This is a genomic window from Streptomyces sp. SLBN-31, from assembly GCF_006715395.1.
Lineage (GTDB): Bacteria > Actinomycetota > Actinomycetes > Streptomycetales > Streptomycetaceae > Streptomyces.
In genome coordinates, this window is sequence record NZ_VFNC01000002.1 from 1,782,637 (window position 1) to 1,808,202 (window position 25,566).

At 72.0% G+C, this 25,566-nt stretch carries 24 protein-coding genes; 9 read left to right on the top strand and 15 right to left on the bottom strand.

Annotation, left to right across the window (positions count from 1 at the left end):
* Positions 1-20: 20 nt before the first annotated feature.
* Positions 21-1,454: an argininosuccinate lyase gene (argH, locus tag FBY22_RS28205; protein WP_142150605.1), complete on the bottom strand. Its 1,434-nt coding sequence runs from the start codon at positions 1,452-1,454 to the stop codon at positions 21-23.
* Between the two features lie 197 nt (positions 1,455-1,651).
* Between argH and FBY22_RS28210 the strand changes: the two genes are divergently transcribed.
* Complete coding sequence (locus FBY22_RS28210) at positions 1,652-2,548, top strand: hypothetical protein (protein WP_142150607.1); 897 nt, start codon at positions 1,652-1,654, stop codon at positions 2,546-2,548.
* Between the two features lie 130 nt (positions 2,549-2,678).
* The gene (locus FBY22_RS28215; RefSeq protein WP_142150609.1) at positions 2,679-3,284 is read left to right on the top strand and encodes a pyridoxamine 5'-phosphate oxidase family protein; all 606 of its coding nucleotides are present in this window, start codon (positions 2,679-2,681) and stop codon (positions 3,282-3,284) included.
* 27 nt (positions 3,285-3,311) lie between these two features.
* Here the strand turns inward: FBY22_RS28215 and FBY22_RS28220 are convergent, their stop codons facing one another.
* Together FBY22_RS28220 and FBY22_RS28225 are read right to left on the bottom strand one after the other, a co-directional pair.
* Positions 3,312-4,769, bottom strand: a complete 1,458-nt coding sequence (locus FBY22_RS28220) for a cell wall metabolism sensor histidine kinase WalK (protein WP_142150611.1) — start codon at positions 4,767-4,769, stop codon at positions 3,312-3,314.
* The gene (locus FBY22_RS28225) at positions 4,766-5,503 is read right to left on the bottom strand and encodes a response regulator transcription factor (protein ID WP_142150613.1); all 738 of its coding nucleotides are present in this window, start codon (positions 5,501-5,503) and stop codon (positions 4,766-4,768) included. The genes FBY22_RS28220 and FBY22_RS28225 overlap by 4 nt, the downstream gene beginning before the upstream one ends.
* A gap of 150 nt (positions 5,504-5,653) precedes the next feature.
* Here FBY22_RS28225 and FBY22_RS28230 point away from each other — a divergent pair, with 150 nt between their 5' ends.
* The 5 genes from FBY22_RS28230 (at position 5,654) to FBY22_RS28250 (ending at position 10,625) form a co-directional block, all read left to right on the top strand.
* Entirely contained in the window at positions 5,654-7,006 is a 1,353-nt protein-coding gene (locus FBY22_RS28230) for a ferric reductase-like transmembrane domain-containing protein (RefSeq protein ID WP_142150615.1), read from the top strand.
* Between the two features lie 19 nt (positions 7,007-7,025).
* On the top strand, positions 7,026-7,529 hold the full coding sequence (locus FBY22_RS28235; protein WP_142150617.1) for an FMN-binding protein: 504 nt from the start codon (positions 7,026-7,028) through the stop codon (positions 7,527-7,529).
* Between the two features lie 76 nt (positions 7,530-7,605).
* The gene (locus FBY22_RS28240) at positions 7,606-8,988 is read left to right on the top strand and encodes a ferric reductase-like transmembrane domain-containing protein (protein ID WP_174267279.1); all 1,383 of its coding nucleotides are present in this window, start codon (positions 7,606-7,608) and stop codon (positions 8,986-8,988) included.
* A 28-nt stretch (positions 8,989-9,016) separates the two neighbouring features.
* Entirely contained in the window at positions 9,017-9,829 is an 813-nt protein-coding gene (locus tag FBY22_RS28245) for an FMN-binding protein (RefSeq protein WP_142150619.1), read from the top strand.
* 58 nt (positions 9,830-9,887) lie between these two features.
* Positions 9,888-10,625 (top strand): FAD:protein FMN transferase, encoded by a 738-nt coding sequence (locus tag FBY22_RS28250; RefSeq protein ID WP_142152541.1) that lies wholly within the window; start codon positions 9,888-9,890, stop codon positions 10,623-10,625.
* Positions 10,626-11,275: 650 nt separating this feature from the next.
* Here the strand turns inward: FBY22_RS28250 and FBY22_RS28255 are convergent.
* The 9 genes from FBY22_RS28255 to FBY22_RS28295 form a co-directional block, all read right to left on the bottom strand.
* The gene (locus FBY22_RS28255; protein ID WP_058926418.1) at positions 11,276-11,815 is read right to left on the bottom strand and encodes an arginine repressor; all 540 of its coding nucleotides are present in this window, start codon (positions 11,813-11,815) and stop codon (positions 11,276-11,278) included.
* 19 nt (positions 11,816-11,834) lie between these two features.
* A complete protein-coding gene (locus FBY22_RS28260; RefSeq protein ID WP_142150621.1) occupies positions 11,835-13,022 on the bottom strand; it encodes an acetylornithine transaminase in 1,188 nt (395 codons plus the stop codon).
* On the bottom strand, positions 13,019-13,927 hold the full coding sequence (gene argB / locus FBY22_RS28265) for an acetylglutamate kinase (RefSeq protein WP_142150623.1): 909 nt from the start codon (positions 13,925-13,927) through the stop codon (positions 13,019-13,021). The genes FBY22_RS28260 and argB overlap by 4 nt, the downstream gene beginning before the upstream one ends.
* Positions 13,924-15,075 (bottom strand): bifunctional glutamate N-acetyltransferase/amino-acid acetyltransferase ArgJ, encoded by a 1,152-nt coding sequence (argJ, locus tag FBY22_RS28270; RefSeq protein WP_142150625.1) that lies wholly within the window; start codon positions 15,073-15,075, stop codon positions 13,924-13,926. Before argJ ends, argB begins: the two co-directional genes overlap by 4 nt.
* Entirely contained in the window at positions 15,072-16,100 is a 1,029-nt protein-coding gene (gene argC / locus FBY22_RS28275; protein WP_142150626.1) for an N-acetyl-gamma-glutamyl-phosphate reductase, read from the bottom strand. Before argC ends, argJ begins: the two co-directional genes overlap by 4 nt.
* 92 nt (positions 16,101-16,192) lie before the next feature.
* Positions 16,193-16,765 carry a MarR family winged helix-turn-helix transcriptional regulator gene (locus tag FBY22_RS28280; RefSeq protein WP_142150628.1) on the bottom strand — a complete coding sequence of 191 codons (573 nt, stop codon included), beginning with the start codon at positions 16,763-16,765 and terminating at the stop codon, positions 16,193-16,195.
* Between the two features lie 66 nt (positions 16,766-16,831).
* Positions 16,832-17,227 (bottom strand): GtrA family protein, encoded by a 396-nt coding sequence (locus FBY22_RS28285; protein WP_142150629.1) that lies wholly within the window; start codon positions 17,225-17,227, stop codon positions 16,832-16,834.
* Positions 17,227-18,177: a glycosyltransferase family 2 protein gene (locus tag FBY22_RS28290; RefSeq protein WP_142150631.1), complete on the bottom strand. Its 951-nt coding sequence runs from the start codon at positions 18,175-18,177 to the stop codon at positions 17,227-17,229. Before FBY22_RS28290 ends, FBY22_RS28285 begins: the two co-directional genes overlap by 1 nt.
* A gap of 19 nt (positions 18,178-18,196) precedes the next feature.
* Positions 18,197-21,208 (bottom strand): YfhO family protein, encoded by a 3,012-nt coding sequence (locus tag FBY22_RS28295; RefSeq protein ID WP_260845194.1) that lies wholly within the window; start codon positions 21,206-21,208, stop codon positions 18,197-18,199.
* Positions 21,209-21,515: 307 nt separating this feature from the next.
* Here FBY22_RS28295 and FBY22_RS28300 point away from each other — a divergent pair, with 307 nt between their 5' ends.
* Entirely contained in the window at positions 21,516-22,016 is a 501-nt protein-coding gene (locus FBY22_RS28300; protein ID WP_142150635.1) for a DUF6314 family protein, read from the top strand.
* Here FBY22_RS28300 and FBY22_RS28305 read toward each other — a convergent pair.
* The 3 genes from FBY22_RS28305 to FBY22_RS28315 form a co-directional block, all read right to left on the bottom strand.
* The gene (locus FBY22_RS28305) at positions 22,013-22,591 is read right to left on the bottom strand and encodes a histidine phosphatase family protein (RefSeq protein WP_142150638.1); all 579 of its coding nucleotides are present in this window, start codon (positions 22,589-22,591) and stop codon (positions 22,013-22,015) included. The two genes, FBY22_RS28300 and FBY22_RS28305, sit on opposite strands and share 4 nt — an antisense overlap.
* 117 nt (positions 22,592-22,708) lie before the next feature.
* Positions 22,709-23,152 carry a GNAT family N-acetyltransferase gene (locus FBY22_RS28310; protein ID WP_142150640.1) on the bottom strand — a complete coding sequence of 148 codons (444 nt, stop codon included), beginning with the start codon at positions 23,150-23,152 and terminating at the stop codon, positions 22,709-22,711.
* A 40-nt stretch (positions 23,153-23,192) separates the two neighbouring features.
* Positions 23,193-24,629, bottom strand: coding sequence for a PLP-dependent aminotransferase family protein (locus tag FBY22_RS28315; protein ID WP_142150642.1), 1,437 nt, complete (start codon positions 24,627-24,629; stop codon positions 23,193-23,195).
* Here FBY22_RS28315 and FBY22_RS28320 point away from each other — a divergent pair.
* Positions 24,628-25,563, top strand: coding sequence for a DMT family transporter (locus FBY22_RS28320; RefSeq protein WP_142150644.1), 936 nt, complete (start codon positions 24,628-24,630; stop codon positions 25,561-25,563). The genes FBY22_RS28315 and FBY22_RS28320 overlap by 2 nt on opposite strands.
* Positions 25,564-25,566 lie beyond the last annotated feature (3 nt).

The window sequence follows — 25,566 nt, forward strand, 5'->3', positions numbered from 1 at the left end:
CGACACAGCCCCGCGCCCCTTCAGGCCTGCTGCCGGGCCGTTGCCCAGGTGTGCTGGGCCGCCACGTTCTCCTTGACCTCCGCCAGTTGGACGGCGACCGCGCTGGGCGCCGTGCCGCCTCGGCCGTTGCGGGAGGCGAGGGCGCCCGGGACGTTGAGGACCGTACGGACCTCCGGGGTCAGGTGGGCGGAGATCTTGGCGAACTGCTCGTCCGTCAGCTCGTCCAGTTCCTTGCCCTCGGCCTCGGCGGCCTTCACGCACTCGCCGGCGACCTCGTGGGCGACGCGGAAGGGGACGCCCTGCTTGACCAGCCACTCGGCGATGTCGGTGGCCAGGGAGAAGCCGGCGGGGGCCAGTTCCTCCATGCGCTCGCGGTGGACGGTGAGCGTCGCCATCATGCCGGTGAAGGCCGGCAGCAGGACTTCCAGCTGGTCGATGGAGTCGAAGACCGGCTCCTTGTCCTCCTGCAGGTCGCGGTTGTAGGCGAGCGGCAGGGCCTTGAGGGTGGCCATCAGGCCGGTCAGGTTGCCGATCAGGCGGCCGCTCTTGCCGCGCGCCAGCTCCGCGATGTCGGGGTTCTTCTTCTGCGGCATGATCGACGAGCCCGTGGAGAACGCGTCGTGCAGGGTCACGAAGGAGAACTCCTTCGTGTTCCAGATGATGACCTCCTCGGCGATGCGGGAGAGGTTCACGCCGATCATCGCCGTGATGAAGGCGAACTCGGCGACGAAGTCGCGGGACGCCGTGCCGTCGATGGAGTTGCCGACGCTGCCGTGCTCGAAGCCGAGGTCCTTGGCCACCGCCTCCGGGTCCAGGCCGAGGGAGGAGCCCGCCAGGGCGCCCGAGCCGTACGGCGACACCGCCGAGCGCTCGTCCCACTGGCGCAGCCGCTCGGCGTCCCGGGACAGCGACTGCACGTGAGCCAGGACGTGGTGGGCGAACAGGACCGGCTGGGCGTGCTGCAGGTGCGTACGGCCCGGCATCGCGACGTCCGGGTGGGCCTCCGCCAGGCCGATCAGGGCGTCCTGAAGTTCGGCGATCAGTCCGCCGATCGTGCGGGCGTGGTCGCGCAGGTACATCCGGAAGAGGGTCGCGACCTGGTCGTTGCGGGAGCGGCCGGCGCGCAGCTTGCCGCCGAGGTCCGGCCCGAGACGCTCCAGCAGGCCACGCTCCAGGGCGGTGTGCACGTCCTCGTCGGCGATGGTGCCGACGAAGGAGCCGGCAGCGACGTCGGCCTCCAGCTGGTCGAGCCCGGCGATCATGCGCTGGAGCTCGTCCCCGGTCAGCAGCCCGGCCTTGTGCAGCACGCGCGCGTGGGCGCGCGAACCGGCGATGTCGTACGGCGCGAGGCGCCAATCGAAGTGGACGGACGCGGACAGCTTCGCCAGGGCCTCGGCGGGACCGTCGGCGAACCGGCCGCCCCAGAGCCGGACGTCACCGCTGTTGCTGCTCACTTGCGTTGCTCCTAGGGAAGAGGCCGAACCGTCATGCATGAGTATGCAGACCTCTGCATGATTCGTCAATCTGAGAGGTGATTGAACGCCCGCAACCGCTTTCACGTACCTCACGCCGAACGCAGGCGCCGCGTTTGTACACACCAGCCACACAGCAGTGACACACCTGTCACCCGAGACCCTAGTGAGGCAGCCGCATGTCCAGGGCTCTTCCGAAGTACAACAAGCGTCGCGTCGTCATCCTCGGCGGCGCCGCCGCAGTGGCGCTGTCCGGCGCGATCATCGCCGGTACGGCCCTCGCCGGGACGCCGTCCAAGGGCAGCGGCACCGACGCGCGGACCCTGGCGGCCTCGCCCGGCACGATCACGTGCCCGGACGTGGCCTCGAAGCTGCCCGCGATCCCCGCCTCCGCCCAGGCCGAGGTCACCCGCAACCTCACCCTGCTGCAGACCCAGATCGACGAGGCCAACAAGCGCCTGCAGTCCACCGTCGGCCAGGGCGGCCCCAACTTCGTCAACAACGCCATCCTCGGCCCGCTCAAGGACAAGCGCGTGGCCACGGTCAACCGCATCGCCACGGCCATCGGCCGTACGGCGGCCAAGCCGACCGGCCTGGACGCCCTCGCGCCGTGCGCCCTGAACGCCGCCGGCGGGAAGGGCGCCAACACCGGCAACGCGGGCAACGCCAACGGCAACGCGGGCAACAGCAACGCCAACGGCGGAGGCAACAACAACGCCAACGCCGGAGGCAACGCGAACGGGGGCAACGCCAACGCCGGAGGCAACGCCAACGCCGCGGCCGCCGGCACGATCACGTGCCCGGACGTGGCCTCTAAGCTGCCCGCGATCCCCGCCTCCGCCCAGGCCGAGGTCACCCGCAACCTCACCCTGCTGCAGACCCAGATCGACGAGGCCAACAAGCGCCTGCAGTCCACGGTCGGCCAGGGCGGCCCGAACTTCGTCAACAACGCCATCCTCGGCCCGCTCGCGGACAAGCGGAAGTCGACCATCGACCGCATCGCGATCTCCATCGGCCGTACGTCGACGAAGCCGACCGGCCTGGACTCCCTGGCCGCCTGCACGCTCACCAAGTGACGTACAGGCGCTGTGGCCGCCCCGATCCAGCGCCGGCCGGGGCGGCCGCGGCAGGGTCCGGAGAGCCCACGGCATCCGGACCCGGCAATTCCTTAGACAGGCGAAAGACTTGCGCCCATAATCGGCAGGTGTGGGAAAGACTTATGAGCGCATAGACGGCAGGCTGCGCACGTTCATCGAGGAGCAGCCCCTCTTCTTCACCGCGACCGCGCCGCTCTCCGGCGACGGCACGATCAACCTGTCCCCCAAGGGGCTCAAGGGCTCCTTCGCGGTGCTCGACGAACTCACCGTGGCCTACCTGGACTTCGCCGGCTCCAACGCCGAGACGATCGCCCATCTGCGGGAGAACGGGCGGATCACCCTCATGTGGTGCGCCTTCCAGGGACCGCCGAACATCGTGCGGGTGCACGGGCGCGGCGAGCCGGTCTTCCGTGACGATCCCCGTTTCGCCGGACTCCTCACCCGTTTCCCCGACATCGACCCGGCCGCGCACGGGCTGCGCGCCATCATCGTCGTCACCGCCGAACTCGTCCGCGACACCTGCGGGTACGCGGTGCCGTTCATGACGTACGACGAGGACCGCGATCTGCACGGCAGGCGGTTCGCACGCGAGGACGACGCCTCACTCGGCGAGTACTTCACCAAGAAGGAACACATCGCCACCAGCCTGGACGGGCTGCCCGGGCTGCCGTTGCCCCTCCCGCCCACCCCGGCCCGGGCACCGCACCCGGCCTGAGCACCGCACCCGGCCCGAGCAGGGCCGTCACGCGCCGCTGAGCCGCACGGTGAACGTCGTCGATCCGGGCCGGCTCTCCAGCTCCACGCTTCCGCCGTGCGCCTCCGCCACCGCCGCGACGATCGACAGGCCGAGCCCCGCGCCGCCGCCGGGGGCGTCCGAGCGGCGGCGGTGTTCGGCACGGGTGAAGCGTTCGAAGATCGTGGGCTGGACGTCCTTGGGCACGCCGGGCCCGTCGTCGTGGACCTTCAGCAGGACGGATCCGCCCTCCGTCTCCAGGGACACCGTGACCTTGGTGCCGACGGGGGTGTGCACGCGCGCGTTGGTCAACAGGTTGGCCAGCACCTGCTGGAGCCGGTGGGCGTCGCCGTCCACCGTGACCGGTTCCTCCGGCAGGTCCAGTGACCAGCGGTGGTCGGGGCCGGCGGCCCGGGCGTCGGTGACGGCGTCCAGGACCAGCATGGTCAGGTCGACGGGACGGCGTTCCAGCGGCCGGCCCGCGTCCAGACGCGCCAGGAGCAGCATCTCGTCGACCATCTCGCCCATGCGGCCGGACTCGGCGGCGATGCGTTCGAGGGCCCGGGTGACCTTCGGCGGCACCGGGCCCGGGTGCAGCAGGGCGAGTTCCGCGTGGCCGCGGACCGAGGCGACCGGAGTGCGCAGCTCGTGGCTGGCGTCGGCGGCGAAGCTGCGCAGCCGCTCCTCGCTGGCGTGCCGCTTGGTCAGCGCGTCCTCGACATGGCCCAGCATGCGGTTGAAGGCCCCGGCGACCCGGCCCACCTCGCTGCGCGGGTCCGACTCGGGGGCGCGTGGCGGCAGGGCCACCTCGCCGCTGGCCAAGGGGAGTTCGCTGACCCGGGTGGCCGTCGCCGCGACCCGGCTCAGCGGCCGCAGCGACCAGCGCACCCACAGTGCCCCGGCCACGCCGGTGACGGTGAGGGCCAGGCCGAAGACGACGGCGGCGACCAGGATCAGCCGGTGGACGGCGGCCTCCACCGGTTCCAGGGGCAGACCGGTGATCAGGACGTCGCCGTCGATGCCCCGGGATGCCTTCACCCGGTAGGAGTCCAGCGCGGACAGCTCGACGCTGTGGGCCCGGCCGTCTACCGGGACGGCGGCCAGTTGCCGCCCGTCCCCCGTGGTCAGGGGGACGTCGGTGACGCTGCCGGGGCGGACGACGGCCGAGTTGGTGACGGTGTCGCCGACCAGCCGGGCCCCGTACGTGCCGGTGGTCTGCCGCCGGGTGTCGCCGTGCTCGTCGCCGTCGTGGTCGTCGGGCGGCAGCCCCTTGTGCTCCAGGCTCTCCGGGAAGCGGCTGCCGGCCTGGGCCAGCTGCTGGTCGAGCCTGCTGACGAGGAACCCGTCCAGCTCGATCACCGCCGCCACGCCGACCGCGGCGCAGCTGACGGCGAGCAGGACGACCAGTCCGACGGTGAGCCGGGCCCGGAGGGTGCGCGGGCGCGGCAGGCGCCGCAGGAACCTCATGGACTCACCGGCTTCAGCACGTACCCGGCCCCGCGGACCGTGTGGATCATCGGTTCCCGGCCCGCGTCGACCTTCTTGCGCAGGTAGGAGATGTACAGCTCGACGACATGGGCGCGGCCGCCGAAGTCGTAGGACCAGACGCGGTCGAGGATCTGCGTCTTGCTCAGGACGCGGCGCGGGTTGCGCATCAGGAAGCGGAGCAGCTCGAACTCGGTCGGCGACAGCTCGATCAGTTCGCCGGCGCGCGTGACCTCGTGGGAGTCCTCGTCCATGACCAGGTCGCCGACGATCAGCTGCGGGCCCTCCTCCAGCTGGCGGGCCATGCCGGCGCGGCGCAGCAGGCCGCGGACCCGGGCGACGACCTCCTCCAGGCTGAACGGCTTGGTGACGTAGTCGTCGCCGCCCGCGGTGATGCCGGCGATGCGGTCCTCCACGGCGTCCCTGGCGGTGAGGAACAGCACGCAGACGTCCGGCTTCACGGTGTGCAGGGAGCGCAGCACGGCGAAGCCGTCGGTGTCGGGGAGCATCACGTCCAGGACGACGGCGTCGGGCATCAGCTCGCGGGCCCCGGCGAGCGCGGCCGCCCCGTCGCCGGCCGTGCGGACCTGCCAGCCCTCGTAGCGCAGGGCGCCGGAGAGCACTTCGGCGAGGTCGGGGTCGTCGTCGACGACGAGGACGCGCAGCGGGGTGCCGTCGGGGCGGGTGAGGGCGGGGCGGCCCGATCTGGTGTTCATCTCCTGACCAGGATCGCCCCTCGCGGGCCCGGCGGGTCTCTTACGGAGCTCTGAGTTTCCTCTGAGTGGCCTCGGCGGAGCCCGTTTCAGAGGGTCCTGAGAAGTTACGACGGCACCCTTGCGTCGCATAGAAGGCGAAAGGACGCACATATGACCACCGTGTACGACCGACGGACGGCCCCCGCCGTGACGCCAGCCGCGCCGCGCTCCCCCGCCGGTGCCGTGCTCGCGCTGCTGTGGGCCGGGGCCGCGGCCGTGGTCGCCCTGTGGTGGGCGGACACCGGTTCCGTGGTCGGTACGGCCGGCTGGCTGACCGGCGCCGGGCGCATCGCCGGGCTGCTGTGCGGTTACGCCTGCGCGGTGCTCGTCGGTCTGATGGCGCGGGTGCCGCTGCTGGAGCGGCGGGTCGGCTCCGACCGGGTGGCCCGCTGGCACGCGATGGCCGGCCGCTACACGATCTGCCTGCTGGTCGCGCACGTCGTGCTGATCCTCCTCGGGTACGCGGCACAGGACCGCGCCTCGCTGTGGCACGAGACGGTCACCGTGGTCATGGACTATCCGGAGATGCTCAAGGCCACGGCCGGGACGGTCATCCTGTTCGCGGTCGGCATCACCTCGGCCCGGGCCGCGCGCCGGCGGCTGAGCTACGAGTTCTGGTACTACGTCCACCTGCTGACCTACGCCGCCGTCTTCCTGGCCTTCGGCCACCAGCTGGCCCTGGGCAACGACTTCAACGGGCACGCGGTCGCGACGGCCGTCTGGTACGCGCTGTACCTGGGTGTCGCGGCCCTGGTGCTGTGGTTCCGGATCCTCGCGCCGGTACGGCTGAACCTGCGGCACCGGCTGCGGGTTGAGTCGGTGCACCGCGAGGCGCCGGGCGTGTACTCGGTCGTCATGCGCGGCCGGCGGCTGGACGAGATGGGCGCCGAGGCGGGGCAGTTCTTCCGCTGGCGGTTCCTCGGCGAGGGCATGGGCTGGACGTCGACGCCGTACTCGCTGTCGGCACCGCCCCGCCAGGACCTGCTGCGGATCACCGTCAAGGCGCTCGGCGGCCACAGCGCGGCCGTGTCGCTGCTGCGGCCCGGCACCCGGGTGTGGGCGGAGGGCCCGTACGGCTCGATGACCGCGGACCGGCAGACCTCGGCGAAGTCCCTGCTGATCGCGGCCGGTGTCGGCATCACGCCCATGCGGGCCCTGTTCGAGACGCTGCCCGGGGACGTCACGCTGCTGTACCGGGCCCGTACCTCCGAGGACCTCGCCCTGGGCGGGGAGCTGGAGGCCATCGCCCGCTGGCGCGGCGCGAAGGTGCTGTACGCGCTCAACGGGCCGGACGGCAGGCGCCCGAACCTGACCGCGCAGTCGCTGCGCTCCACCTTCCCCGGCCTGGCCGCGTACGACGTGTACATCTGCGGCCCGCACGGCTTCGCCCGGGACCTGTACGAGGAACTGCGCGCCGCCGGAGTACCGGACCGTCGCATCCACCACGAGTCGTTCGAATTCTGAGAGCTGTGAGGCCCCAACCGTGCACGCGCTGAAGAAGAACCGTCCGCTGCGCCGCATCGTGCTGGCGAGCGCCGCCACCGTCTCCGGAATGGTGATGCTGCTGTCGCTGAAGCCGCATTCCTCGCCGGAGACCGCCCTGGCGGTACCCGCGCCCTCCAGCAGTTCGAGCGCGTCGAGCGGGTCGAGCAGCTCCGGCGGGTCGAGCAGTTCCGGGAGTTCGAGTTCCGGGGGGTCGAGCACTTCCGGTACGAAGACCGTCACCGGCGACACGATCCAGACCCGCTGGGGTCCGGTCCAGGTCAAGATCACCCTCAAGAGCGGCAAGCTCACCGAGGTGACGGCCGTTCAGTACCCGACGGACAACCCACGGGACCAGGAGATCAACAGCTACGCCCTGCCCCGCCTGCGCAGCGAGGCGCTGCAGGCGCAGAGCGCGAACATCGACACCGTCTCTGGGGCCACCTACACGAGCGACGGTTACCGCCAGTCACTCCAGTCGGCACTCGACTCGGCAAGCAGCTGAACGCACGGGCGTCATGGCACGTATCTCAGGGCCAAGGGACCACGCCAACCCCCTTGCCCCCGCCCCCGGAGGAATCGTGACCACCACGCTCGCAGGCGGCCGCGCCGCCCGCCGCCAGACGATGCGCCGCATCCGCCCGCGCCGTTCCCCGGCGACCGTCCTGCTGCTCGCCGTCTGGGCGGGCGCCGCGGCGGTGCTGTGGCTGTGGTGGCACAACACGCCGTCCATCGCCGACAACAACGGCAGGATCCTCAACGCGGGCCGGATCACCGGTCTGTTGGCCGGCTACCTGATGGCACTCGTCGTGCTGCAGATGGCCCGGGTGCCCGCCCTGGAACGGCGGGTCGGCTCCGACCGGGTGGCCCGTTGGCACGCGATGAGCGGCCGCTACACGCTCAGCCTCATCGCGGCGCACATCTTCCTCACCATGTGGGCCTACGCGCTGCAGGCCGGCAAGACGCTCGGCGACATCGTGCAGCAGACGATCGACTCCATCGACCAGCTGCCGGACATGGGCAAGGCCGGCATCGGCACCGGACTGTTCGTGCTCATCGGGCTGACGTCGATCGGCCCGGTGCGCCGCCGCATGGGGTACGACACCTGGTACCACGTCCACCTGCTGACGTACGGCGCGGTGTTCCTGACGTTCTGGCACCAGATCACCACCGGCAACGACTTCGCCGTCGAGCCGACCGCGAAGACCTTCTGGTACGCGCTGTACGGATCGGTCACCGCGCTGGTCGTCTGGTACCGCGTCCTCGTCCCGATCCGGCTGAACATGCGGCACCGCATGCGCGTCGAGGCGGTCATCGAGGAGACGCCGGGCATCGTGTCGGTGCTGATCGGCGGGCGCAAGCTGCACCGGATGGGCGCGGAGGCGGGGCAGTTCTTCCGGTGGCGGTTCCTCGCTCCGGGCATGCGGTTCAGTTCGCACCCGTACTCGCTGTCGGCGGCGCCCCGCCCGGACATGCTGCGGATCACCGTGAAGGCGATCGGCGACCACAGCGCCCGGCTGCGCGAACTGACCCCGGGCACGCGGGTGTGGGCGGAGGGCCCGTACGGCGCGATGACCGCGCAGCGGCGCAGCCGCGGCAAGGTGCTGCTGGTCGCCGGCGGCGTCGGCATCACGCCGATGCGGGCGCTGTTCGAGACGCTGCCCGGCGCGGCCGGCGACATCACCCTGCTGTACCGGGCCAACACCACGCAGGATCTGGCCCTGTGGGACGAGCTCGCCGCCATCGCCGACGACCGCGGCGCCCGTCTGATGTACGCCGTCAACAGCCCTGACGGGGAGCGCCCGGACATCTCGGCCGAGCGGCTGCGGCAGAAGCTGCCGGACATCGACGAGCACGACGTGTTCATGTGCGGCCCGGCCGGGTTCGCGCAGACCGTGTACGAAGCACTGCGCGGTGCGGGAGTGCCCGCCCGCCGCATCCATCACGAGTCGTTCGAGATGTGAGCGACGGGACTTCAGGAGCCTCGGAACGATGAAGAAGAGTCACCCCGTCCGGCGTGTCGTGCTGGCCACCGCCGCCACCGTCTCGGGTGTCGTGCTGCTGCTGTCGCTGAAGCCGGCGTCGGACCCGAACGCCCAGGCGGCGGGCGCGGCCCCGCAGCAGACCCAGGGGGCCCAGGAGTCGCCCCAGGGCGGCAGCTCGGCCACCGGGAACGGCACGATCGACGGCAGTGTGGTCCAGACGGAGTACGGCAACGTCCAGGTCCGGCTGACCGTCGCCAACGGAAAGATCACCAAGGCGGAGGCCGTCCAGGCGCCCAAGGGCGGCACCAGCGACCAGAAGACCGCCCTGTCCATCCCCAAGCTCACCCAGGAGACGGTCGCGGCCCAGAGTGCGCAGATCGACTCGGTGTCGGGGGCGACGTACACGAGCAACGGCTACAAGCAGTCGCTGCAGTCGGCGCTCGACAAGATGAAGGCGAGCGCCGGTTCCTCTCAGAGCGGCGCGAGCCCGTCGCAGAGTGCCGGTTCCTCCCAGGGCGGCGGTTCGGGTTCCTCGGGTGCCGCCCAGGCGAAGACCGTCACCGGCGCCGTCGCCCAGACCCAGTACGGCCCCGTCCAGGTCCGCATCACGGTCGCCAACGGAAAGATCACCAAGGCGGAGGCGGTCCAGGCGCCCAAGGGCGGCCTCAGCGACCAGAAGACGGCCCTGTCCATCCCCAAGCTCAACCAGGAGGCGGTGGCGGCGGGCAGCGCGAAGATCGACTCGGTGTCCGGAGCGACGTACACCAGCGGCGGCTACAAGCAGTCGCTGCAGTCGGCGCTGGACCAGGCCGGTGGCTGAGCGGGTGGCCGAGTCGGCAGATGCTCCCGTCGCCGTGCGTCGGCACGCGGAGGAGGTCATGGGGACCGTCTTCTCCTTCGACGTCCGCGGCGGGGAGCCCGGTGCGGTCGAGGCGGCGCTCGAAGAGGCGATCGCCGGACTGCACCGGGTGAACGAGCTGTTCAGCACCTACCGCGAGGACAGCCAGGTGTCCCGGCTGGCGCGCGGGGAGCTGGAGCTGGAGGAGTGCGACCCGGACATCGCCGAGGTGCTCGAACTGGGCGCCGAGGCGGAGCGGGTGAGCGGCGGCTGGTTCAGCACGCACTACCGCAAGCGGCTGGACCCCACCGGGATCGTCAAGGGCTGGGCGGCCGAGCGCGCCGCCCTCCGGCTGCGCGCGGCCGGTGCGACCGGCGTCAGCGTCAACGGCGGCGGCGACGTCCAGATGTTCGGCGTGCCGGAGGAGCACCGCGCCTGGCGGGTGGGCGTCGCCGACCCGCTGCGCCCCGGCGGCCTGGCCGCGGTGGTCTCGGCGGCGGGCGCGGACGAGCTGGCCGTGGCGACGTCGGGCACGGCGGAGCGCGGCGACCACATCGTCGACCCGAGGACGGGCCGTTCGGCGGTCACCGACCTGGTGGCCGTGACCGTGGTGGCCCCCCGGCTGACCTGGGCGGACTGCTGGGCGACGGCCGCTTTCGCGATGGGCTCACGCGAGGGCCTGCGCTGGCTGGAGTCCCTCCCGGACGTGGAGGCCCTACTGATCACGGCAGGCGACGAGGTCCGATGCACGGGGGGCCTGGCGTCCCGACTCGGATGACAGCACGCGGCTGAGCCCCCCCCCCCCCCCCCCCGGAGGACGCGAGTCCGCGCCCCACACGCGGCCACCACAGCACAGGGAACCGGCCGCGCAGGGCACGCGGCCACCACCGCACGGGCACAACCGGCCGCGCACGGCTCACGGCCAACCACCGCACGGGCGCCAAGCCGCGCCCCATACGCAGCCACCACCTGCACGGGTGCAACCGGCCACCCACGGCTCGCGGTTCATCCACCACAGCGGCGCCGGGCCGCCCGCACGGCTCACGGCCAACCACCGCACGGGCGCCCAAGCCGCGCCCCATACGCAGCCACCACCTGCACGGGTGCAACCGGCCACCCACGGCTCGCGGTTCATCCACCACAGCGGCGCCGGGCCCCGCACGGCTCACGGCCAACCACCGCACGGGCGCCCAAGCCGCGCCGCACACGCGGCCACCACCGCACGGGCGCAGCCGGGCACGCACGGCGGCTCGCGGTTCATCCACCACGGGCGCAAGGCCGCGCGCGGCTCGCGGTCATCCACCAAGGGGGCGCCGGGCCGAGCTGCCACCGTGTGGATGCGAAGCCGCGGCGCGTGTATCCCCCACATGGCCGTCAGGCCGCGCCCCGCACGTGGGCGCCGCCGCGAGGCCGCTGGCGGTCGCCCCGTCAGTGGCCGTTCTGGGCCAGTCGTAGCAGATGTTCGGCCAGGGCCTGGCCGCCCGTGGGCTCGCGGCTGATCAGCAGGAGTGTGTCGTCGCCGGCGATCGTGCCCAGGATGTCGTGCAGTTCGGCCTGGTCGATGGCCGACGCCAGGAACTGCGCGGCCCCGGGGGGCGTCCGCAGCACCACGAGGTTGGCCGACGCCTCCGCGGAGATCAGCAGCTCCTGCGACAGCCGCCGCATCCGCTCCTCCTTCGCCGAACCTCCCAGCGGCGCCCGGGGGGTGCGAAAACCGCCCTCGCTCGGCACCGCGTAGATCAGGTCGCCGTCGGTGTTGCGGATCTTGACCGCGTTGAGCTCGTCGAGGTCCCGGCTGAGCGTGGCCTGCGTGACGTTCAGGCCGTCGTCGGCGAGGAGCTTCGCCAACTGGCTCTGCGAGCGAACGGGTTGCCGGTTGAGGATGTCCACGATCCGGCGATGCCGCGCTGTCCGCGTCTGCGGCACGGCAGGCCCGGCGTGCTGTGCGTCGTCCTGCGCCTGACTCATGGTCGTTCGTCTCTCCGGATCATCCGTCCCCCTTGGCAGCGTCCAGGATGCCGGGGAGCGCCCGGAGGAACGCGTCCACCTCGTCGTCGCCGAGATTCAGCGGTGGCATCAGCCGTACGACGTCGGCGGCGGGCACGTTCACCAGGAACCCGGCCTCCTGAGCCGCCTGGCGCACCTGGGGCGCGAGCGGCTCGGTGAGCACGATACCCAGCAGCAGGCCCGCGCCCCGGACATGGGCGATCAACGGGTCGCCCAGTGACTCGATCCCGTCGCGCAGCTTCTCGCCCTGCCGCTTGACGTTCTCCAGCAGCCCCTCGTTCGCGATCGTGTCGACGACGGCGAGTCCGGCGGCACAGGCGACCGGGTTGCCGCCGAAGGTCGACCCGTGGTGGCCCGGCTGCAGCAGCTCCGCGGCCCGCCCGAAGGCGACCGTCGCGCCGAGCGGCAGCCCGCCGCCCAGGCCCTTCGCCAGGGTGACGACGTCGGGCAGGACCCCGTCGTGCGCCTGGTACTCGAACCAGTGCCCGGTCCGGCCGACGCCGGTCTGCACCTCGTCGAGGACGAGCAGCGCGCCGTTCGCGGCGGTGATCGCGCGGGCCGCCTTGAGGTAGCCCGGCGGCGGGGTGACCACACCGATCTCGCCCTGGATCGGTTCGAGGATCACCAGCGCGGTGTCCTCGGTGACCGCGGCGGCCAGCGCCTGCGCGTCGCCGTAGGGCACGTGCGTGACCTCGCCGGGCAGCGGCAGGAACGGCGTCCGCTTGCCCTCCTGGCCGGTCATCGCCAGCGCGCCCATGGTGCGGCCGTGGAAGCCGCCCTCGGTGGCGACGACATGCGTGCGCCCGGTCAGCCGGCCGATCTTGAAGGCGGCCTCGTTGGCCTCGGCGCCGGAGTTGCAGAAGAAGACGCGGCCGTCCCGGCCGAAGAGCTGCAGCAGCCGCTCGGCGAGGGTGACGGTCGGCTCGGCCATGAAGAAGTTGGAGATGTGGCCGAGGGAGCCGATCTGCTCGCTGACGGCCGCGACGATCGCCGGGTGGGCGTGGCCGAGGGCGTTGACCGCGATGCCGCCGACGAAGTCGAGGTACTCCTTGCCGTCGGCGTCCCACAGCTTCGTGCCCTCGCCGCGCACCAGGGGCAGCAGCGGGGTGCCGTAGTTGTTCATGAGCGAGCCCTGCCACCGCTGGGTGAGCTCTTCGTTGGCGGTCATGCGACGTCCCCCTCTTCGGCGTCGGGCACGACCATCGTGCCGATGCCCTCGTCGGTGAAGATCTCCAACAGGATCGAGTGCTGGACCCGGCCGTCGATGACGCGGGCGGTGTTGACGCCGCCTCGCACGGCGTGCAGGCAGCCCTCCATCTTCGGCACCATTCCGGAGCTCAACTCCGGGAGAAGTTTCTCCAGTTGGGAGGCGGTCAGGCGGCTGATCACCTCGTCGCTGTTGGGCCAGTCCTCATAGAGGCCCTCGACGTCCGTGAGGACCATGAGAGTCTCCGCTCCAAGAGCAGCAGCGAGTGCCGCAGCCGCCGTATCAGCATTGACGTTGTAGACATGTCCGTCGTCCTGGCTACGGGCGATCGACGAGACGACCGGGATCCGGCCGTCGGCGAGCAGAGCCTCGATCGCGCCCGTGTCGATCTCGGTGATCTCGCCCACCCGTCCGATGTCGACCAACTCGCCGTCGACCTCGGGCCGGTGCTTGGTGGCGGTGATGGTGTGCGCGTCCTCGCCGGTCAACCCGACGGCCAGCGGGCCGTGTTCGTTGAGCAGGTTGACCAGCTCGCGCTGCACCTGCCCGGCCAGCACCATGCGTACGACGTCCATGGCGTCCTCGGTGGTGACCCTGAGGCCGGCCTTGAACTCGCTGACGATGCCGTGCTTGTCGAGCGCGGCGCTGATCTGCGGACCGCCGCCGTGCACGACGACCGGCTTGAGGCCGGCGTGGTGCAGGAAGACGACGTCCTGCGCGAACGCGGCCTTCAGGTCCTCGTCGATCATGGCGTTGCCGCCGAACTTGATGACGACCGTCTTGCCGTTGTGCCTGACCAGCCAGGGCAGCGCCTCGATGAGGATCTGGGCCTTGGGCAGCGCGGTGTGCTTACGCGTAGTGCTCATGAGGAATAGGCGCTGTTCTCGTGGACGTAGTCGGCGGTGAGGTCGTTGGTCCAGATGGTGGCGGTCTCGGACCCGGCGGCGAGATCGGCGACGATGTGCACCTCGCGGTAGCGCATGTCGACCTTCTCGCGGTCCTCGCCGACGCCGCCGTTCTTGCACACCCAGACGCCGTTGATGGCGACGTTCAGGCGGTCCGGTTCGAAGGCGGCCTTCGTCGTGCCGATCGCGGAGAGCACGCGGCCCCAGTTGGGGTCCTCGCCGTGGATCGCGCACTTGAGGAGGTTGTTGCGGGCGATGGAGCGGCCCACCTCGACGGCGTCGTCCTCGGTCGCCGCGCCCACCACCTCGACCTTGATGTCCTTGCTGGCGCCCTCGGCGTCCCGGATGAGCTGCTGGCCGAGGTCGTCGCAGACCTGCCGTACGGCCTCCGCGAACTCCTCGTACTCCGGGGTGACTTCGGAGGCGCCCGAGGCGAGCAGCAGCACGGTGTCGTTGGTCGACATGCAGCCGTCGGAGTCGACGCGGTCGAAGGTCGTGCGGGTCGCCGCCCGCAGCGCCCGGTCCAGTGCGTCGTCGTCGAGGACGGCGTCGGTGGTGAGGACGACCAGCATGGTGGCCAGGCCCGGGGCGAGCATGCCCGCGCCCTTCGCCATGCCGCCGACGGTCCAGCCGTCCTTGGTGACGACGGACGTCTTGTGGACGGTGTCGGTGGTCTTGATGGCGATCGCGGCCTTCTCGCCGCCGTGCTCGGAGAGCTGGGCGGCGGCCGTCTCGACCCCCGAGAGCAGCTTGTCCATCGGGAGCAGGACGCCGATGAGGCCCGTCGAGCAGACGGCGACCTCGATGGGGGCCCGGTCGAGGACCTCGGCCACCTTCTCGGCGGTCGCGTGCGTGTCCTGGAAGCCCTTCGGCCCCGTACAGGCGTTGGCGCCGCCGGAGTTGAGGACGACCGCGGAGACCTGGCCGCCCTTGAGGACCTGCTCCGACCACAGCACGGGGGCGGCCTTCACCCGGTTGGAGGTGAAGACACCGGCGGCGGCGCGGCGCGGACCGTTGTTGACCACGAGGGCCAGGTCGGGATTGCCGTTCTGCTTGATTCCGGCGGCGATGCCCGCGGCCGTGAATCCCTTCGCTGCCGTCACGCTCACGGTGCGACTCCGATCGTGGTCAGTCCGGTCGTCTCGTCGAGACCGAGGGCGAGGTTCATGCTCTGGACGGCACCGCCCGCGGTGCCCTTGGCCAGGTTGTCGATGGCGCTGATCGCGATGATGCGGCCGGCGGCCTCGTCGTACGCGACCTGCACCTGAACGGCGTTGGAACCGTGGACGGACGCCGTGGCGGGCCACTGGCCCTCGGGCAGCAGGTGGACGAAGGGCTCGTCGGCGAAGGCCTTCTCGTAGGCGGCCCGGACGGACTCCGCCGTCACGCCCGCGACGGCCTTCGCGCTGCAGGTGGCGAGGATGCCGCGAGGCATCGGCGCGAGCGTGGGCGTGAAGGAGACTGTCACCCGCTCCCCCGCCGCGGCGCTGAGGTTCTGGATCATCTCGGGTGTGTGCCGGTGGCCGCCGCCGACGCCGTACGGCGACATGGAGCCCATGACCTCGCTGCCGAGCAGGTGCGGCTTGGGTGCCTTGCCCGCGCCGGAGGTGCCGGAGGCGGCGACGATCACGGCCTCGTTCTCGGCGAGGCCGGCCGTGTAGGCCGGGAAGAGGGCCAGGGTGGCGGCGGTCGGGTAGCAACCGGGCACCGCGATGCGCTTGGACCCCTCCAGCGCAGCGCGGGCGCCCGGCAGTTCGGGCAGACCGTACGGCCAGGTCCCGGCGTGGGCGGAGCCGTAGAACCGCTCCCAGTCGGCCGCGTCCTTCAGCCGGAAGTCGGCGCCCATGTCCACCACGAGGACATCCGGGCCGAGCTGTTCGGCGACGGCGGCGGACTGACCGTGGGGCAGAGCCAGGAAGACGACGTCGTGGCCGGAGAGGACCTCGGGGGTGGTCTCCCGGAGCACGCGGTCGGCCAGGGGCAGCAGGTGCGGCTGGAGCGCGCCGAGCCGCTGGCCGGCGTTGGAGTTGCCGGTGAGGGCCCCAATCTCGATCTCGGGGTGCGCGAGCAGCAGACGCAGGAGTTCACCACCCGCGTATCCACTCGCTCCGGCCACCGCCGCACGTACCGCCATGTCATCCTCCTCCTGGATGGCATGACTATACGTTTCACCGCAGTTTTATGCAATCTCATGGATCGCTATGCAGTGCCGGCCCCCGGGACGCCTCAGGCCTGGGGCCGCCGGCCGCTGCGGCGCGGGGCCGGGGGCGCGCCGTCCAGGAGGGCGAGGCGGCGCTCCTCGCCGTGCTCCTCGACCTGGAGCACGACCCGCCGCAGACTCGCGGCGACGTCGCGGCACTCCTCCTCGTCCAGCCGCTCGGTGACGAAGGCCTCCTCGGCGTTGAAGGCGGGAAAGACCTCCCGCATCAGCTCCTCGCCCTCCTCGGTGAGGCTGAGCAGCACCAGCCTGCCGTCACTGGGATGACCGGCCCGCTTCACCAGCCCGCGCTTCTCCAGGGTGCGCGAGACCCCGGTGAGCGTGCCCTTGGAGATCCCCGCCTCCTCGGCCACGTGCCGGGTCTCCGACTCCCCCCAGATCCACACCACCCACAGCACGACGAACGCCGTCCACGTCAGGTCCGCGCCGCGCAGCACGGAGTTCTCCAGGTGCTGCCGCACCGCGGAGGCGGCCCGGTAGATGTTGGCGACGACGGCCATCTGCTCGTGGCGTACGGGGATGCCGCCGAGCTTGGCCTCCGCCAGCTTCTCGGCCTGCGTGATGGATCGCTGTCCGGGCACGGCACTCTCCTTCGCACCACGAGGGCACAGGACCTGAGCATCAAAGCGTCCGAGCGGGTCGAGGTCTCAGACGTCGTTCGGATCCAAATTGTACGGAGTGACCTTGGGCAGCATCACCCGGCGCGAGACGACGAAGGTCGCCGGAATCGCCCAGAGGGAGGCGAGCAGCGGCGCGAAACGGCTTCCGGCGTGCAGCATGTCCACGATCACGTACAGGCCCGCGGTGGTGACCGCGAAATTGGTGGCGTTCGACAGGGGGAACAGCAGGAATTTCCGCCAGGTGGGCGGTGTCCGATAGGTGAACCGCGCATTGAGGAAAAAGGAACCGACCATACTGAGCAAGGAGGCGAGGACATGCGCCACGAGATACGGAACACACGTGAGGAGCAACAGGTAGAGGCCGTAATACGTGCCGGTGTTCACGACGCCGACGACGGCGAACGTCAGGAGTTGCCGGGACATCACGGAATGAGGTCCTTCGCGCGTTCCACATTGGTGGCCTTCACCAGGAAGTGCGGGCGTCCCTTGACCTCGTAGTAGATCCGGCCGGTGTACTCCCCGATCACCCCAAGCATGATCATCTGTACTCCGGCCAGGCCGGTGACGGCGGTGATGATGGTGACGTAGCCGGGTGTCTGTACGCCGTTGACGAGCGCGGCGCCCACGATCCACGCCGTGTACAGCCCGGCGATCAGCAGCAGCACCATGCCCAGGTGGAGGGCGGCGCGCAGCGGGCGGTTGTTGAAGGAGAGCAGGCCGTCCAGGCCGTAGTTGAGCAGGCCGCGCATGCTCCAGGAGCTGCGGCCGGCCTCCCGGGCCGCGTTCTCGTACTCGAAGGTGGTGCCGGGGAACCCCACCCACGCGAACAGGCCCTTGGAGAAGCGGTTGTACTCGGTGAGGTTCACCACCGCGTCCACGACCCGGCGCGACAGCAGCCGGAAGTCGCCGACGCCGTCGACCAGCCGGACGTCGACGAGCCGGTTGACCAGGCGGTAGTAGAGGCGGGCGGCCAGGGTGCGGGTCAGTTTGTCGCCGGTGCGGGTGCGACGGGCGATGACCTGGTCGTAGCCCTGCGCGCGCAGTTCCACCATGCGTGTGATCAGCGCCGGCGGGTGCTGGAGGTCGGCGTCCATGACGACGACGCTGTCCCCCGAGGCGTGGCGCAGACCGGCGAGCAGGGCCGCCTCCTTGCCGAAGTTGCGGCTGAGGGAGACGTACCTGACCCGGGAGTCGAGGTCGGCCAGCCGCCGCAGGACCGTGAGGGTGCGGTCGCGGCTGCCGTCGTCGACGTAGACGAACTCCATGTCGTGGCCGAGCGGGAGGAGTTCCTCCGCGACCTTCTGGACCTCTTCGTGGAAGCGGTCGAGGACGGCTTCCTCGTTGTAGCAGGGTGCGACGATCGATATGAGCATGGGTCCCCCTGGGACGCGGTCAGGCGGCGCCGGGCACGCGCTCGCGCGGTCGGGTGGGCAGGGACGGGGATGGCGGTGTGCCGCGTCGGCGGCGGACGGCGGCCAGGACGCCGAGCAGGGCCGGGGTCAGCAGTGAGCCGGCCCCGACACTCGTGCCGAGCCTCAGCCCGGGTGGGTGGAAGGTGCAGGTCAGAGTGGTCGAGGTGCCGTCGAGGGGGACGGCGATCAGGCCATGGTGGTCCTTCGCCGGTACGGCGGCGCCGTCGCCGGTGGCGCAGCGCCAGCCGGCGATGCGGGGTGCCGCCACGACCGCGATCCCCTTGCTGTCCGCCGGGAGTTCGGCCCGGACGGTGGCGCCGGAGACGGTCACGCGGGTGGCTCCGGTGGTCTTGAGGTGCGCCACGGCCGCGTGCAGCCGGGCGGTGTCCAGGCAGCCGACGGCGCCCTGGGGAATGCTGCCGGGGCGGTCGGGGGTCAGCCGGATGTGGATCCGTCCGGAGGCCGGGGCGGTGCCGAGCGGCTCCATGGCGGCACGGTTGCGGGGGCGGGCCGAGCGGAAGAACCCGGTCTCGTCTGCCAGGCGGGCGGTGCCGGAGAAGTGCGGGGCCCACAACTGCACCTGGCTCCCGGCCGGGCAGTGCGCCGTGATCACCGGTGCGGCCAGGGCATTGCCGGAACCGACCCGCCCGGACCTGAGCGGCTTTCCGGCGTCGTCGTACACGGCGGTCCGGGGGACGGTGTAGACGCGGCTGCCGAGCAGCAGTTCCTGGTTGCGGTACGGCGACGGGCCGAAGGGCGTCGCGTCGGGCCGGTTCCGTACCGTCACGAGCGGCGGGACGTCCGCCCGGGAGACGATCAACGGGCCGCCCACCGGCGGCAGGTAGGCCTGGTGGGGGTCCGTGGGCGAGTGCACGCGCGCTCCGACCGAGAAGATCGCGTCGGTGACGGCGTTGTCGAGGCTCTGCACGCTGCGGCCCCGTGAGGTCCAGCCGCCGCCCAGGGCGGTGAGGGTGCGGCTGAGGACGTCCGAGGTGAGGCTGCTGTAGTACTGGGCGCCCTGGCCGCCGACCATGAGCGGGTCGTTGCCGACGGTCTGCTCGCGGCCCGGGTCGGTGCGGTAGCGGGGCCAGCCGTCGGCCCGCGCGACCGCCTCCGCCTGCTCGCGCTGCCGGGCGCCCCAGGGCGCGTAGTCGTCCATGTGCCCGAAGCGCTGCCGGGTCGCCACGAAGGAGGTCGCCACCGCCTCCCCGAACTGCCCCCCGAAGAGCAGGACGACCGCGAGCACGGCCAGGAGGGTCCGGCGGCGGGGGGCGGCCCGGGGCACGAGCGGGGAGGCTGGGCCGTCGGCGAGCCCTGCGGCGGTGGCCCGGGAGCCAGGCGGGGACACTAGGCCGTCGACGAGGCGGCCGACTGCGGCCCGGGACCCGGACGGGGACACCGGGCCGTCGGCGAGGCCGGCGGCAGACGCCCGGGACTCGCACGGGGACACCAGGCCGTCGACGATACGGGCGGCAGACGCCCGGGACCCGGACGGGGACACCAGACCGTCGGGGACACCGGCCGCAGAGGCCCCGGAGCCGGGCGAAGACACCAGACCGTCGACGAGACGGGCGGCAGACGCCCGGGACCCGGGCGGAGACACCAGACCGTCGGGGACACCGGCCGCAGAGGCCCCGGAGCCGGGCGGGCATGCCGGGCCGGCGGCGCGGGGTTTCGTGGCGGGTGGGGTTTCGGCGACGGAGGCCGGGAGGTGGCTCTCGGCGGCCCGCAGCAGCGCCAGTCCGCCGGCCGCGCCCGCGACGGCGAGGGCCAGTACCGCCCATGACACGGGCTTCACCAGGGCACTTCGGCTCGCGACCGCCGTGAGCAGGGCGAGCAGCGTGCCCGCCGCGCCCAGTGCGCGCGGGTCGGGCAGACCATAGGACAGGGTGTGCCAGGCGGTGATCACCAGCAGCGCGCACAGGACGAAGGCCTGCCGGTAGGGGCTGCCCTGCGGAGTGGCGAACGCATGCCAGACCAGGTGGGTCGGGCCCCACTGGAAAGACAGCGCGACCGCCGTGAGCAGCAGGGGCCAGCCCGCCCGCACCCGGCGCGGGGCCGCCCGGTGGAAGGGCAGGGCGAGGGCGAGCAGGAGTGCCGCGGTGCCAACATAGAGGGCGGGGCTGCCGAAGCTGTACGTCGTCGGCAGGAGGCGGGCCAGCAGGTCCGGCGTGGACACCGGCCGGAACGTCGCGGTCCTGCCCGGGTAGGCGTGCCTGGTGCCGAAGTACACCACCGTGACCAGCGGGGCCGCCAGGCCCACGCCCAGTGCGGCGGTGACGGCCGCGCGGCCCGCCGTCCTGAGCCGCCGCCCGGCCGGGAGGCCGGTGAGCCACAGCCGCAGCAGCAGGACCAGGCCGGCGGCGAGTGTCGCCATGTACGCGGTGTAGAAGTTGGCGGTCCAGGCGAGGGCGACCACGAGGACGCCGAGCAGCGGGCGGCGTCGGCGCAGTGTCCACTCGCCCACCAGGCACAGCAGCGGCAGCGCGAGGAGTCCGTCCAGCCACATCGGGTTGTACGAGGCGACCGCGACGCTCCAGCCGCACAGCGCGTACGAGGCACCGAGCAGCCCCGCCGCCCACCAGCGGCCCGGCCGCAGGCTCAGCAGCAGCACGGCCATGGCCGCGCCCGCCGACGCCGTCTTCAGCACCGTGATCACGTACACCGCGAGGTCGATCTCGTCACGCGGGAACACCCCTACGAGCAGGGCGAACGGGCTGCCGAGATAGGTGCCGAGGTCGGGCAGGAAACTGGAGCCGTACCCGGACTGCCAGTTGACGAGGAGCCCGCCGTCGGCCCGGCCGTGCAGCAGGTCCCACAGGTGGGCGTGGAAGGGGACGTACTGGTTTCCCAGGTCGTTGACGTCACGGGTGCGCGGGCCGAAGGGGCGGCTGCGGGCCAGCGCGTCCGCGACGCAGGACACCGCGGTCACGAGGAGCGCCGCGAGAAGCGCGGCCGCGCGCCCCGGCCGGTCCGCGACGCGCTCTTTCACGACGGTGCGTTTCCGCGGGCAATACCGGTCGAAGTGATTCTGTACAGGATTTCGCGCAGCATTGCTCGTCACTCCCCGCGGGTCGATTGTCCGCGGGGTTAGACGGATCGAATTCCCCATAGGTTGCGCCGCCCGCAGGAAGTGAGAATGCCGGTTCCGAACAACTCCTCGAGGTGAATTCGAGGGAAAAATGAACGGACGGGAAACAGAAATCTCCCGACGCGTGATGTCGCAATGAACCGAACGCGCCGCCCAGCCGGACCCCCGAGCGCACGGCGCGGCCGGCGGACGACGTAGGGTCGGGCACATGAACGCACCGCCGGACCGGGAGCAAGGCGCGCCGGCGGACTCCTTCCGGCCCGTGCCCGACGTCCTGGCGTATCTCCGCGGGCGCTGGCACGTGGCGCGCACGGTGCGGGACCTCGCGAGCGGCGACGAGGGGCAGTTCGAGGGGACGGCCGAGTTCAGCCCGTTGAAAGGCGGCGGGCTCCTGCACTTCGAGTGCGGCACCTTCGCCTGGCAGGGCGTACCGCGCCCCGCCGAACGGACCCTGCGCTTCCTGCCGGGGAGCACACCGGGGACGGCCGACGTGCGCTTCGCCGACGGCCGCCCCTTCCACGACCTGGACCTCGGCACCGGCCGCCACGTCACCGACCACCCCTGCTCGGCGGACCTCTACCGCGGGGAGTTCACGGTCCGCGACACCGACCACTGGCGCACGGTCTGGCGGGTCCGGGGCCCCGCGAAGGACCTCGTACTGGTGACGGACTACGTCCGGGCGGGCGGGAATTTTGACGACAGGGCCTAGGCGGGCACCGCGTCGAAGCGGAGGTTCCAGCGGCCCGCACGACCCGTGACGGTGGTCGTCGACAGGGGGCGTACGTCGAGGTTCCAGTACGTCGACGGCGGAGCCTTGAGGGCGTAGACGAGGGCTGCGCGGACGACCGAGGGCTCGGCGACCGCGACGATCCGGCCACCGTCCTCCACGGGCCGGGTGTCGAGCCACTCGCCGACCCGGCCGATGAAGGTCAGCAGCGACTCCCCGCCGTGCGGGGCGGAGCGCGGGTCGGCGAGCCAGGCGTCCACCGCCTGTGGCTCCCGGGCCATCGCCTCGCCCAGGGTGAGCCCGCGCCAGCGGCCCATGTCGCAGTCGCGAAGGGCGAGCTGCACCAGTGGTGCGTAACCGAGGGCGTCGCCCGTGGCACGGCTGCGCGGCGTGGGTGAGCAGTAGCGCAGCTCGGCGGCCGCGAGCGGAATCAGCTCGTGGGCGACGCGCTGCACCTCCTCCCAGCCGGCCTGGTCCAGCGGACGGTCGTCCTCGAAGCGCTCGGCAAGCAGCGGGGCACTGCGAGCGGCGGCGAGGAATGTGACCCTGAGTTGCATGCGGTGATGGTGAATCGTGAAGGTTTGCAGGTCAAGGGATGTCACGTACGAGTCACCGAGGGTTGCCGAAACCTTACCCGCGGGTCAGGATTTGGCGGACAAGTCGCCCGGAGCGGTTCAGCCGAACTCGAGCGCCATCCAGATCTCGGGCCGCTCCAGTCCGGTGAAGCCGACCTTCTCGTAGACGCCGTGCGCGTCGAACGTGGCGAGCAGCACGCGCCGCAGCCCGAAGGGGCGCAGGTGCTCCCGTACGGCCGCCACCATCGCCGTGCCGACGCCCTTGCCGCGCACGGACGGGTCGACGTAGACGTCGCACAGCCAGGCGAAGGTGGCGCGATCGGTGACGACCCGCGCATAAGCCACCTGATCCCCGGAAACCGTCTCGTACACCCCGAAGTTGAGGGATCCCGCGATCGCGCGCTCCTGCTTCTCCCGCGACCGCCCGAGCGCCCAGTACGCGTCGGTGGACAGCCAGTGGTGCACGCGCTCGGGGTCGAGGCGACCGGGGTCGGTGGAGAGTTCGTAGCCTTCCGGCAGGCCCGGGGTGTCGCTGTCGGTCATGGCGGGATGCTCGCAGGCCCCGGTCACCGCCGTCGACCGGTTATCCCAGTACCTCCTCGCAGGCCGTGCGCAACCGCCGTACCCCTTCCGTGATCTCGCCCGCGCCCGCGACCGCCGCGAAGCTCAACCGCAGGTGGGCGGCCGGGGGTTCGGCGCTGAAGTAGGGGCGGCCGGGGGTGATGGCGACGCCCGCGCGCAGGGCGGCGGAGGCGAGGGCGGCCTCGTCGGTCCCGTCGGGGAGGCGGAGCCAGAGGTGGTAACCGCCGGACGGGATGTGTGGCAGGGCGAGTTCGGGCAGCTCCCGGCGCAGGGCCGCCGTCATGGTGTCGCGGCGGGCCTTCAACTCCGCCGAGACCGCCCGCAGATGGCGGGGCCAGGCCGGTGAGCCGACGAGTTCGAGGGCCGCCTCCTGCAACGGGCGGGGGACGAAGAAGGTGTCCACGACCTGGATGGCCCGCAGCCGTTCCAGGACCGGCCCGTGGGCGGCCAGGGCGCACAGCCGGAAGCTCGGCGAGGTCACCTTGGTCAGCGAGCAGACGTGGACGACGACTCCGTCGGGGTCGTCGGCGGCGAGCGGGCTGGGCAGCGGCCCGGCGTCCTCGTGGACGAGCCGTCGTACGAAGTCGTCCTCGACGACGAAGGCGCCCGCCGCCCGGGCGATGCGCAGCACCTCCCCGCGACGTTCGGGGGCGAGCACGGCGCCGGTCGGGTTCTGGAACAGGGGCTGGCAAACGAAGACACGGGCGCCGGTGGCCCGGAAGGCGTCGGCGAGCAGCGACGGCCTGACGCCGTCGGCGTCCACCGGGACCGGAACGGGACGCAGTCCCGCCGCCCGGGCGATCGCCAACATGCCGGGATAGGTGGGCGATTCGACGAGCACCGGCGCGCCGGGCGGGGCGAGCGCGCGCAGCGCGGTGGTCAGCGCGGACTGGCCACCGGCGGTGATCTGCACCCCGGCCGCGGTGACCCCGCCGCCGATGCTGCGCGCGAACCACTCCCGCAACTCCTCCAGCCCCTCCATCGGCGGCCGTCCCCAGGCGCCGGGGCGGCGGCCGGCCCGGGACAGGGCGGCCGCCATCGCCCGCTCCGGCTGCAGGGAGGGGTGCAGATAGCCGCCGTTGAACTCGATGACGCCGGGCGGCGGGGCGGCGAGCGAGACGACCACGCCGGAGGCGTCGACCGTGCGCGGGACGAGGTCCCCGGCGCCCTCGGCGCTGAGCGCGACCTCCTGCCAGGAGGTGTCGCCGACGGGTGCGGTGGCGGCGCGCGGTGCGGCCCGGAAGGCGCCGGCCCCCGGCCGGGTCACCACCAGACCCTCGGCGGCCAGCTGGGCCAGGGCGCGCGAGACCGTCACCGGACTGACCCGGAACCGGTCGACCAGGACCCGACTGGACGGGAGCTTTCCACCGGGTGAGTAGCGGTTGAGCTCTCTCTTGAGCTGTTCCGCCAGTTCATTGACGCTGCTACGCTGCTGCATGAGAGCACAGAGTAGCGCTACTACGACGACCACGATAGCGGTCAGCACCGTCACGGCCGATACGGCGGCCCGGGCGGACCGGCGCTCCGGCACCCTTCAGGCCGCGCTCGGCGTCACCGCCTTCTCCCTCACGTTCCCCGCCACGGTCTGGGGGCTGGAGGGGTTCGGGCCCTGGTCGCTGGTCGCCGTGCGCAGCGTGCTCGCGGCGGTCATCGCCGGGGGCTGTCTGCTGGCACTGCGGATACCGGTACCGGACCGCCGGCACTGGGCGGGCCTGGCCGTCGTCGCCGCCGGTGTCGTCCTCGGCTTCCCGATGCTGACGACCCTGGCCCTGCGCACTTCGACCACCGCGCACGCCGCGGTCGTGGTCGGTCTGCTGCCGCTGACGACCGCGCTGCTGTCGGCCCTGCGCACGGGCAACCGTCCTTCGCGCACGTTCTGGACGGCGGCCCTCGCGGGCGCGGCCGCGGTCGTCGCCTTCACCGTGCAGCAGAGCGGCGGGGCGCTGACGGCCGCCGACCTGTACCTGTTCGCGGCGCTGCTGGTGTGCGCGGCCGGTTACACCGAGGGCGGCCGGCTGGCGCGGGTCATGCCGGGCTGGCAGGTCATCGGCTGGGCTCTGGTGCTGTGTCTGCCGCTGTCCGTGCCGGCCGCGGCGATCGCGCTGTCGTACGAGCCCGTGCGCCTGACCGCGCACGCCGTGGCGGGGCTGCTGTGGGTGGCGGCGGGCTCGCAGTTCATCGGGCTGGTCGTCTGGTACCGGGGCATGGCGGCCATCGGCATCCCCAAGGCCAGCCAGTTGCAGTTGGCCCAGCCCCTGCTCACACTGGTGTGGTCGGTGCTGCTGCTGGGCGAGCACCTGACGGCGGCCGCCCCGCTGACGGCCGCGGCGGTGCTGGTGTGCATCGCGGTGACCCAGCGGGCCCGGGGCTGAGGG

What these genes read in the sequence shown, in the direction of transcription:
- FBY22_RS28210 (WP_142150607.1), top strand. Translation starts at nt 1,652, where the DNA reads ATGTCCAGGGCTCTTCCGAAGTACAACAAGCGTCGCGTCGTCATCCTC.
- FBY22_RS28220 (WP_142150611.1), bottom strand. Translation starts at nt 4,769, where the DNA reads ATGAGGTTCCTGCGGCGCCTGCCGCGCCCGCGCACCCTCCGGGCCCGG.
- FBY22_RS28225 (WP_142150613.1), bottom strand. Translation starts at nt 5,503, where the DNA reads ATGAACACCAGATCGGGCCGCCCCGCCCTCACCCGCCCCGACGGCACC.
- FBY22_RS28230 (WP_142150615.1), top strand. Translation starts at nt 5,654, where the DNA reads ATGACCACCGTGTACGACCGACGGACGGCCCCCGCCGTGACGCCAGCC.
- FBY22_RS28245 (WP_142150619.1), top strand. Translation starts at nt 9,017, where the DNA reads ATGAAGAAGAGTCACCCCGTCCGGCGTGTCGTGCTGGCCACCGCCGCC.
- FBY22_RS28250 (WP_142152541.1), top strand. Translation starts at nt 9,888, where the DNA reads ATGGGGACCGTCTTCTCCTTCGACGTCCGCGGCGGGGAGCCCGGTGCG.
- FBY22_RS28255 (WP_058926418.1), bottom strand. Translation starts at nt 11,815, where the DNA reads ATGAGTCAGGCGCAGGACGACGCACAGCACGCCGGGCCTGCCGTGCCG.
- FBY22_RS28260 (WP_142150621.1), bottom strand. Translation starts at nt 13,022, where the DNA reads ATGACCGCCAACGAAGAGCTCACCCAGCGGTGGCAGGGCTCGCTCATG.
- argB (WP_142150623.1), bottom strand. Translation starts at nt 13,927, where the DNA reads ATGAGCACTACGCGTAAGCACACCGCGCTGCCCAAGGCCCAGATCCTC.
- argC (WP_142150626.1), bottom strand. Translation starts at nt 16,100, where the DNA reads ATGGCGGTACGTGCGGCGGTGGCCGGAGCGAGTGGATACGCGGGTGGT.
- FBY22_RS28285 (WP_142150629.1), bottom strand. Translation starts at nt 17,227, where the DNA reads ATGTCCCGGCAACTCCTGACGTTCGCCGTCGTCGGCGTCGTGAACACC.
- FBY22_RS28290 (WP_142150631.1), bottom strand. Translation starts at nt 18,177, where the DNA reads ATGCTCATATCGATCGTCGCACCCTGCTACAACGAGGAAGCCGTCCTC.
- FBY22_RS28300 (WP_142150635.1), top strand. Translation starts at nt 21,516, where the DNA reads ATGAACGCACCGCCGGACCGGGAGCAAGGCGCGCCGGCGGACTCCTTC.
- FBY22_RS28305 (WP_142150638.1), bottom strand. Translation starts at nt 22,591, where the DNA reads ATGCAACTCAGGGTCACATTCCTCGCCGCCGCTCGCAGTGCCCCGCTG.
- FBY22_RS28310 (WP_142150640.1), bottom strand. Translation starts at nt 23,152, where the DNA reads ATGACCGACAGCGACACCCCGGGCCTGCCGGAAGGCTACGAACTCTCC.
- FBY22_RS28320 (WP_142150644.1), top strand. Translation starts at nt 24,628, where the DNA reads ATGAGAGCACAGAGTAGCGCTACTACGACGACCACGATAGCGGTCAGC.
- FBY22_RS28315 (WP_142150642.1), bottom strand. Translation starts at nt 24,629, where the DNA reads ATGCAGCAGCGTAGCAGCGTCAATGAACTGGCGGAACAGCTCAAGAGA.